Here is a 7,188-nt window from a genome sequence, read left to right as displayed (position 1 = left end):
AAAGTAAAGCTTTTTCTATATTTTATAAATACTCATGCAAATAACTATAAAAAAATCCAAATCCATGTTAATAAAGTATAATAATAAACCCACTTTGCCCAAAGTAAAACCTTTGTACATCCACCCATGAATTCCCTTAAAGAAACCCTTATTTTTTTCTGTATAGCTATCAAATAGATTTTTTAATATATTTAAATTCGGTTTTGAAGTCATTTTTTTATCCTTTAAAACCTCTAATAATAACTCATACCTATCAGTTAAATCCAAGTCACAATACATGTCTTCCATCTTACTATTGTATAGAGTATCTATGTGCTCTATTATTGTCTTAACATCAAAATCTTCAACAAAGATTATATAATTTAAATGATCTAACCACTTTTTATAAGTACCAGCGATTTTATGATTACTATTTGGTAATACTAAGCAAGGTGTTTTTGTAATAGCACAAAAAATCATGCCATGTAACCTATCCGTTACTACCACTTTAGCTTTTTTAAATGCAAAAAATATACTTTCTAGCTCTTTTGCTGCACTTTCCTTTGTGAAATTATAAATAAAAGTATCATAATTAGTTACTGCTTTGTATTTCTTATTTATAGATAATATAAGACGTTCCTTTTGATTATTTGTTATCTTTTTTTCAAGGTCGTTTCTTAAACAAAGAATAATACCTTCTCTATTATATGTTGATTCTTCCATTTCAAGGGACAAAACAATGTCTGGAACTAAATAAATATGATTATTCTTAAAGCATTTTTTCATCAACTCAAAAGATTGAGCCTCTCTAGCAAAGATATGCAAGTTTTGATGTTTTGAATAAACTTTTATACTTTTATTTAAAGAGCTTTCTGTCCTAAAATCTATGGACTGAGGAAATGATATGATCTTATTATCAGGGAATAAATGAATGATAAACTTTCTCCTATTTTCATAATTTTCATACAAGTTCCCCATATTCCCCCCGCCAATAATCGTAATGATATCATTTGAATGGATGAACTTTTTTAAGTTTATTAACTTATAAGTATCTTCAACATCTACCTTTATTATTTTATAATTTGGAAAATGCTTACTCAAAAATTTTATTTGTGCATGAGTAATAGCAATATCACCGAGATTGCCATAATCAGCTGCTATGGTTACTAATATTTTCAATTCATCTTTCATACTAATTGGGTAACTTTCATGATTTGATAAAAAATATTGAAAATATAATTTCCAATTAAAAGGGACCTTTTTTGTATATTTCGAATATCTTAATCTTTCAATAATTTTTACCATTTCTAATCACTCCGTATTATAAATACAAAGATTATTTTTCAATATTGATTATTTTTTACGGATTTTGATAAGATATCAGAAACTGTCATTCTAATCTGGTTCATTTTTCCACCCTTAAGATAATGATTGTTTCACCTTTTCCTCATGACCAAAAGAATGGGTCTTAATGGAAAATATAAAAAATACAAGTATTTCGGCAATTTTATAGTTTTTACATCTGTAATAGATGGATATAATACACTAATATAATACAAAAGTTTTTGCCGGTTTGTTTTTAATGATAGTAAATAACGGTCATGATATCTTGAAACACTCTCTGGCAGGGGTTCAGTATGTAAATTTACCATGTGTTCAAAATAAAATATTGTTTTTTGCACTATATCTTTAGGAATCTTACCTAAGTTTAAGGCTTTCATTTCTTTGGATATCGGAGTTTCCAACAACTCGGAGGATAATATTAATACCTGCCCTCCTAAATGAAGGTATTGATATTCCTTCATTACCTTTCGAACCTTAATCCAATCCATTTTTTGTTGTACAAGTTCATGAACATCAACCAACCAACGAATTCTAGACCAACCATGACGTGCTCCATGAGTAACAAGGAAGAAAAACAAATCCTCTCTCCCCAAATAGTAGACAGGTTGAGTTGTAAGAGAACTGATTCTTTTCCGTTCCCACAATTCATTAAAACTCGGTTCTTTTCCAGGACCAGGATTTAATCTCCAATGAATTTCAAGCTTAACCCCTTTTTGAGGATGAAAATAAGATATATGATGATGTCTCCATTTCCAGTCATTCAATACGGTTTCAATTTGAAAATAATCCTCTTGCTTATAGCCTATCGATACTAGGAGTTTATCCACATTATCTAATTCGTTCATTGGTACAAGAATATCTAAATCTCTACAGGTACGTAGGGAGAGATTTCCATATAGGTCTGCTGCAAGTACAGGTCCTTTTAATACAAGGAGGCGAATTTCATTTTCTGCAAATATTTTACTTACTTCCTCCATTACTGCACTTAGGTGAAGCATTTGAAATGTATTTTTCTTGTATTCTTGGAATATATTTTGAACGACAAATTTTGGAAGTATCTTTTGATCTATCATTTTTATCTTTGAATATAATAATGGATAAAGGCGATGATGTATCGCTAACTCAAGGAAATGATTCCAGTCAACATCAAATAACTGTTCTATTATCTTTAAGTGTAATTTCTTGTCATTCTCAATCTTTATAATCTCAAGTATTAATTTTAATTCCTTCGGTAACCCTTCCAAATCAAGACTGAAATTATCATTCATTTTATTCTCCTTCAATATCATCAAGTGGTTATCCCATTTATTTCTATGATTTCAATCTTTCCGCATTTTTTTAAATCGGTCATTATGCATCCACCTATCGACCAATACAAGCTTTTGTGGAATTTTGTAACTAGGTAATTTGTCCTTACAATATTGAAGTAATCGATGACGGAAATCCTTAATATTTTCAGATGTAGCTAGCTTTATCGTTGCTTTAACCATTTGCCCTGTAATAGGGTTCGGTACACTACTAACAGCAACCTCCTGTACGCCTTCCATCAACTGGATTATACTCTCGACTTCAGCTGGGAATACCTTTTCCCCACCTACATTGATAATTTCCGATGTCCGACCAAGAATTCTAATGTAATCACCATCGACCTCTACTGCATCCTGTGTCATAAACCAACCGTCTTCTGTATACGGAGATGGTGCATTAAGATATCCTAACATGGCTGATTGTGCTTTAATTTCCAACATCCCATTCCTAACTCTCGTTTGGAATTCCTCTCCACCAACTTTTACCCATAAAGAATCCGATGATTTAGATTTTGAACGTAGTATTCCAACCTCAGATAATCCGTACGTCTGCAGCAGACGAATAGAAGGAAATATCGAGTGAAATTTCTTTAGGGTTGTTTCTGGCATCACTTCAGTTCCATATGTGACTAATTCAAGGCTTCCTAAATTATGTCCTTTATAGGCTTCGCTAAGCATAATTAGATTAATAAATGTAGGCGAAGTTGGCAGAGTCTGAACCTGATATTTTTCTATAGCTTCACACACAGCTTCTGGAGCGCGATCTTGAACTGTAACAAGACATCCACTATTAGAAAATGTATAAAACATTGTATTCAGTCCACCAATATGGTCAAAAAGTAAAAATGCAAGTGTACGCTTAGCATGCCGAGGGGTTTTAAACTTTTCTATCAATGGAACAAAATCATGGACCGCTGCTTTACTTTTACCTGTTGACCCTGACGAAAAGAGAATAACTCCAGGATGTCCTAAATCACGAAGTTTGGCATGGATCTCATGTTCTGCTTTCCTTTCTTGTTTCATGAATGATACCTTGTCATCCGAAGATAAGGAAATGATATATTCAGCTTCTGCAATCTCGCAAAACTCTTCTTTTTTTTCCCTTACAGCTTTACTTAACAACGCGATTATACTTTTGGATTCAATCAAGGAGAGTAACAAGGCGATAGATGTTGGGGAAAAGTCTGCATCTAAAGCAACAACACTCCCCTTTGGGACACGTTCGTCCTCCAATTTCAATTTCCAGTTCTGAAAAAGTTCAATCATTCTACCGAATGTAAAAGCTTCATTATTCCAAATGAGAGCATCTTTCTCTGAATTTTTTTGGAACCGATCTATTATGAAATCGATAAACATTATACCCCTCCTAGAAATAGCGTTTGCCCTGTTATAAATGAGCTTTCTTTTTGCAGGAAGAAATCAACAGCATTAGCTACATCTTCTACAGTTCCATACCTTTTGATTGCTTGCCTATTGATAAGTGCCTCCAATTTTTCCTTTGGCACTGAACGTATTAGATCCGTTTCTATGGGAGCGGGGCCAATCGAATTAACTGTTATACCATAAGAAGATAACTCTCTTGCGATTACTTCGGTAAATGAGATAACAGCAGCTTTGGAGGCTGCGTATATTGATTCTCCCTCAAGCTTTAGAGGAGCCGCTACCGTTGTGAAATTGACAATCCTTCCATACCCCTGTTTTTGCATTAGCTTTGCCGCTTCTCTGCTAAACAGAAAAGTACCGACCACATTCGTATTTAAAATCTTATTAACTGTAGAAATAGGTGTAAGTAAGAAGTGATTCATCGAGGCTATACCCGCATTATTGATCAAATGATCGAGCCTCCCATATTTTTTCTTGATGAAAGAAAATAAAGCTTTTACCTCTTTTTCAACAGAGACATCAACTTTGTAATGATCATATCCATCAAGAGTCCAATCCGGTTCATCTCGACTGCAGCCAATCACAATATGTCCCTGACGTACATAATGCTCTACTAAGTATTTTCCGATTCCTTTTCTAGTTCCAGTTATTAAGGTTATCGGTCTTTCCACACCGCCATCTCCTCTTCTAACAATCTGCAGATATAGTCCACTAATAAACTAACTTTTAAAAATGGACTCGTTTTTTGAGACATGGCTTTCTCATCTGCTAAAATCAATGAAACTTCCAACTCATCTTCAATCGACTGTTCGACCATGACAATTAATGAAACAAATGCTAAAGAATCTAAAACTCCATCCTTACCATATAATGGGGTATCTTCCATTCGTTCTATTGGTATATTCTGTTCGTAGGTAGAATTAAATTCTTCAATAGTAGTAAGAACAATTTTGGAGATTTTATCACGCATATTATATTCCTCTTTCTATTTTATTTAAGCTTCAATAGGATCTAATATAAGAGTTGAAGATAAATCAAGAGAACAGGAGGCCCATGATAAACCCACACCGAAACCACAACAAATCACTTTTTGGAGTTGATCATTTTCAGTTAATTCTTTTTGTTTAATGGATAACATTAGAGGTATAGATGCAGGACCAGTATTACCTACATTTGATACAGCTATCGGGACAGAATTCTTTTGGAACTTCATTTTTTTACTCAAATACTCAAGCATAAATTTATTTGCCTGATGAAGCGCATACGTACCTACCTCTTCTTTTTTCCAACCTGTTTCATACAGCAACTCATCAATCATTTGAGGAATTTCTCGTAAAACGAATGACATGATTTCCATTCCATTCATTCTTAGGGTTTCCTCATTGCGGATATTCCCATCCTCAACTTCTATTGAAAGGGAGGTCTCTTCACTTATTGGCATACGTGATCCACCTGCTGGTATAATTAAATGTTCAGCCCCGGAACCGTCCGTCCTTAATATAAAATGTGATACGGATTCTCCTTTTTCAACTAGCGTTGCACTACCACCATCACCAAATACCATCCGAACAGAACGATCTCCTGGGTGGACCATTCTGCTCGAAGTATCACCTGCACAAACTAATACTCTCTCACATCCACCAGATTCAATCAGCATTGAGGCTTGATATAATCCGTACACAAAACCGGAACAACCATAATTAATATCAAAAGCAACAGCAGTTGTAGGTAATCCCAACCGGTGTTGAAGTAAAACACTTGTTGCTGGCATCTTATAATCTGGTGATTGGGAGACAAATACAATCCCATCAATTGTAGATGGATCGACTTCTAGTTTTGCGAGCAACGCTTCAGCTGCGGCTGCGCATAAATCCGATGTGCACTGGCCTTCCTTGGCGGCTCGAACCTGTTCGATCCCTGTGCTCGCTATTATTTTTTTTACTTCTTCAGTTCCATACAAGGAGGATAGAGAAGTTAATTCTATAAAGTTATTTGGAATGGCAGCAGCTATACCTTTAATTAATGATGTAGTAAACTTTGACTTCAATTAAATCACCTATCTTTTCAATTTAATAATTGAAACGTATGAGGCTTCACTCTGAAGAAAACCTTTATAATGAATTTTTATCACCTTTTTGTTTCTTCTAAAGAACAAACGAGCAAAATGTTTCTCCTATTTTAGATTTATTAATGAAGTGTAAAATGTCGTTGTTCTATAGAATTATTTTTTATTAATGATGAAATTTAATTCATAGATAGGATCATGTATAAATAATTTGGTTTGAATGAATATTGATTTAAAATCTTGTTTACTTAGAGAGGGCTTAAATAGCTTATTAAGCAGAGAATTTTTATTTAACGATAAGGTACCAGACTTAATCTCTTTAAAAGAAAATTCATTATTTTGATTGTTAATGGCCAGCTCCATAAAGTTAACTCCTACATAAGCCGAATGCAACATACTTGCCCAAACCCTTGGATTGCATTCTAAGACCATAAATGTTCCATCCTGGGCATTAAATCTTAAATCAAAATGTATTAAACCAGAATAATTAAGAGTTTTCACAATGTACTCACCAATTTGCAATATTTCTTTATTATTATCGAATACAACCCCCTTATCAGTTCTTCTGTTTATTGTCCATGCTTTAATGTTTCCGTTCAAACTGAAGATACACAAGTTAATATCGTAACCAGGAATATATTCTTGTACTAGTAGCGGGATTTTTGTCCCATTTGTTTCCTTATATAAATCATTAAAGGTTTCTGATTTTATTACATTAATTGAGTTTTCACTATCCAGCGGTTTAGAAATAACCGGAAAATTAAGATTGTCTCTCATATTTTGAATTTCCGAATGGTCAAATAACATCGTCTTTGGTGTTGAAATCTTATGTTTCATTAAAAATAAATAGAATTCCCATTTATTATTTAGCATGGCAAGAGTCTTATAGTCCGAAATAGGATAATAATTTATAATTCCTTCAATTTCCTTTGCATTTTTACTAATATATAAAGTTGATTGAATACCAGTAGGAATAATAAAATTATCATCATTATCAGGAATCAGGGACTTGATAACCTCTCTTATGTTTTTACATTTAATATCAAAATCCATTTCTTCTATTCCATGTACAGATTTACATAACTTAGATAAGGAAACAGATTTAATTAA

The 7,188-nt window shown here is 33.2% G+C and carries 7 protein-coding genes; all 7 read right to left on the bottom strand.

Features of this window, described 5'->3' with window-relative positions; genetic code table 11:
* Window positions 1–15: 15 nt before the first annotated feature.
* A complete protein-coding gene (locus V7124_RS26140; RefSeq protein WP_335494889.1) occupies window positions 16–1,284 on the bottom strand; it encodes a polysaccharide pyruvyl transferase family protein in 1,269 nt (422 codons plus the stop codon).
* Window positions 1,285–1,415: 131 nt separating this feature from the next.
* Complete coding sequence (locus tag V7124_RS26135) at window positions 1,416–2,591, bottom strand: nucleotidyltransferase domain-containing protein (protein ID WP_335494887.1); 1,176 nt, start codon at window positions 2,589–2,591, stop codon at window positions 1,416–1,418.
* Window positions 2,592–2,642: 51 nt separating this feature from the next.
* The gene (locus V7124_RS26130; protein WP_335494885.1) at window positions 2,643–3,986 is read right to left on the bottom strand and encodes an ANL family adenylate-forming protein; all 1,344 of its coding nucleotides are present in this window, start codon (window positions 3,984–3,986) and stop codon (window positions 2,643–2,645) included.
* Entirely contained in the window at window positions 3,986–4,684 is a 699-nt protein-coding gene (locus tag V7124_RS26125) for an SDR family NAD(P)-dependent oxidoreductase (RefSeq protein WP_335494882.1), read from the bottom strand. The genes V7124_RS26130 and V7124_RS26125 overlap by 1 nt, the downstream gene beginning before the upstream one ends.
* The gene (locus tag V7124_RS26120; RefSeq protein ID WP_335494879.1) at window positions 4,669–4,983 is read right to left on the bottom strand and encodes an acyl carrier protein; all 315 of its coding nucleotides are present in this window, start codon (window positions 4,981–4,983) and stop codon (window positions 4,669–4,671) included. The genes V7124_RS26125 and V7124_RS26120 overlap by 16 nt, the downstream gene beginning before the upstream one ends.
* Before the next feature lie 24 nt (window positions 4,984–5,007).
* The gene (locus V7124_RS26115) at window positions 5,008–6,060 is read right to left on the bottom strand and encodes a 3-oxoacyl-ACP synthase III family protein (protein ID WP_335494877.1); all 1,053 of its coding nucleotides are present in this window, start codon (window positions 6,058–6,060) and stop codon (window positions 5,008–5,010) included.
* A gap of 174 nt (window positions 6,061–6,234) precedes the next feature.
* Window positions 6,235–7,188 (bottom strand): ATP-grasp domain-containing protein (locus tag V7124_RS26110; RefSeq protein ID WP_335494874.1); only part of this gene is annotated, 954 nt, incomplete at its 5' end.

This window comes from Neobacillus niacini (genome assembly GCF_036961885.1).
GTDB classification, from domain to species: domain Bacteria; phylum Bacillota; class Bacilli; order Bacillales; family Cytobacillaceae; genus Neobacillus; species Neobacillus niacini_H.
Note: the sequence above shows the minus strand (reverse complement) of the source record. Positions and strands in the feature narration are given on the sequence as shown.

Bases quoted from the DNA above. Each gene is read 5' to 3' on its own strand.
- V7124_RS26140 (WP_335494889.1), bottom strand. From the start codon at position 1,284: ATGGTAAAAATTATTGAAAGATTAAGATATTCGAAATATACAAAAAAG.
- V7124_RS26135 (WP_335494887.1), bottom strand. From the start codon at position 2,591: ATGAATGATAATTTCAGTCTTGATTTGGAAGGGTTACCGAAGGAATTA.
- V7124_RS26130 (WP_335494885.1), bottom strand. From the start codon at position 3,986: ATGTTTATCGATTTCATAATAGATCGGTTCCAAAAAAATTCAGAGAAA.
- V7124_RS26120 (WP_335494879.1), bottom strand. From the start codon at position 4,983: ATGCGTGATAAAATCTCCAAAATTGTTCTTACTACTATTGAAGAATTT.